This is a genomic window from Paenibacillus sp. EB106-06-01-XG199 (assembly GCF_058791575.1).
The window spans coordinates 1-2,044 of record NZ_JBYTDQ010000032.1 but is presented as its reverse complement, the minus strand read 5'-3'; the positions used below and the strand labels follow the sequence as shown (position 1 = coordinate 2,044).

Below are 2,044 nucleotides of genomic sequence, written 5' to 3'. Positions count from 1 at the left end.
TTTTAAGACCGGCATTCCCGTATTGACAGCATCAAAGTTTGCGGAACTTGTATTATAGTAGTTATACTCTACGACCTTCAAGGACACTCCCTACCGCAATCACCGTTCGTTCCACAGCTCTATTCATTTCGCTGTGTTCATTAATCGTCGTCCCGGCAGCGGTGATCTTCTGCACATCCATGGAATCCCGGAGCCGCGCTGGCCATTCCCGGTTAGACCACACATCAGCCGCTCCGAGTGCAGTCCAGCTCCGTACCGCTGTCAGTGACAACGGATAAGCCTCATTAATCACCACCATCTTCACAGCTATACTCAGGGCGAACGGTAGGAATTCCTGGGCCAAATCTTCAACCACCAGGATTATTTTGGGCTTAATAATAGATGATACTTCTTGTGCTTCCTCGCACGCTCGGCACTCATGAAATCTGAAACGCGGATCACTAAGTTCAGGTTTAATGCCTAAAAGTACAATATGCAATGAGGCCCTACCTCCCTATCCAATTTTCTCACAATATAATACTACACTCTTTAGGCACGTAAATCGTTCGATGAACGTGCTAAAAATGTATGTAATTCTTCAAAGCCTCTATAACGCGCCAATTACTACCTTTTCTATCATCTTGCTTGCTGTTCAGGTGATTCGGGATCACGTATGCTGACTTATCTTCCCACTAAACCAACTATAAAGTTGTCCTGCTTTCGGTTAATAAATTGATGCCAGTTATACAACATCCCTTCAGTTGAGATGCCCCAACTTGCTTCACGCTGGGTAATTCAATTTCATTATTACTCTTGGTATTTAGGGGGCACTGGGTGGGACACATAAATTCAAAAAAAATAAACCACATGTAATATATCCCATGTGGTTTATCGGAATTTAATTCCCCCTTTGAGCGAATTGATTACTTAAATCATTCTGTCAGTAAATTTCTAACTTCATCAATCTCTTTTTTCAACTGACTAAATAACTCTTTATTTGTTGCAGCATTCTTGTTCTTAAAATTTGTTTTACCTAAGAAAGTCATATAAATACTTGCTATTTTTTTTTCTATTTCCTCCTCTTGTTGAGTATGATCCTGTTCGAAAAAAGTATCTATTTCTTTTCTTAACCTTTCAGAAAACCCAAAATTTTCAATACAGATATTGAGGGAATCAATGATAAAAAGGGCTTCCTCTTTAAAATCATTTCCTAAATTCGAGCCATTTCCATTTTTGCCTCTGTCCATTGAGCACCCCACTAAAAGAATTAAAGTTAACAGCATCATGATCTGTTTAGTCATTTTTTCCTTCCTTTTATTGGAATTTTAATATCGATATCAATAGAAGGTGGATACACTGTACTATTTGAAACATAATCAGATGCCATCTGAGTTGTAAGAGGCATTGTACCTTTCCCCCCCATATCTAAGTAAAAGGAATAAACTATTTTCCCAAGATCATTAAATTGAATATCCATCCTTAACTGATCTACTATGATAATTCCAGTAATATCGCTTAGCTGGTATCCTCTGCTCAACTGATTATTAACATTCCTGTACCTCAATAGCTGAGCCTCTGCGTCCTCCCAAGCACCATCCCCTAAACCAAGGTGAGTAACCCTCATTGCCTTTACTTCCCACATTTTATTATCTCCAGTAACTATATCAACATAATGATGTTTATTTGGCCAATAACTTATTTCTTCTTCAAGGTGATATTCTAATTGAACTGCTTGACCAGACTCTGAATGTATTTGTTTAGCCGCATAAATTTGAGCAATCTCATGGAATGCCTTATACCTGCCACTATCATTATTACCATTAGCATTAAGTACTGCATTTGCTAACTCTGCATTTGTATAATTTGTTCCATTTGAACGTCCACCAATAAAATCAGACAAAAACATATTCAAAAGTTTATGCGGCATATGACCTGTAGGATCACTATTAATCAAAGGATTATTATGAACATAAGTATAAAGGTTTTGACTCAGCGGATTATCAATCTGCCCTTCAACCGTATCCTCATTTAAAAACCGCCCGATACTCGGATCATAATACCGTGC

General features: G+C 38.3%; 3 protein-coding genes. All 3 read right to left on the bottom strand.

The window, feature by feature from the left end; all coding sequences use genetic code 11:
- Window positions 1–61: 61 nt before the first annotated feature.
- On the bottom strand, window positions 62–478 hold the full coding sequence (locus tag AC3WT9_RS34580; protein WP_492408981.1) for a hypothetical protein: 417 nt from the start codon (window positions 476–478) through the stop codon (window positions 62–64).
- 433 nt (window positions 479–911) lie between these two features.
- Window positions 912–1,280 (bottom strand): hypothetical protein, encoded by a 369-nt coding sequence (locus tag AC3WT9_RS34575; RefSeq protein WP_341377898.1) that lies wholly within the window; start codon window positions 1,278–1,280, stop codon window positions 912–914.
- The coding region (locus AC3WT9_RS34570) for an RHS repeat-associated core domain-containing protein (protein WP_492408979.1) at window positions 1,277–2,044 on the bottom strand (768 nt) is incomplete at its 5' end. The genes AC3WT9_RS34570 and AC3WT9_RS34575, both read right to left, overlap by 4 nt.

Bases quoted from the DNA above. Each gene is read 5' to 3' on its own strand.
- AC3WT9_RS34575 (WP_341377898.1), bottom strand. From the start codon at position 1,280: ATGACTAAACAGATCATGATGCTGTTAACTTTAATTCTTTTAGTGGGG.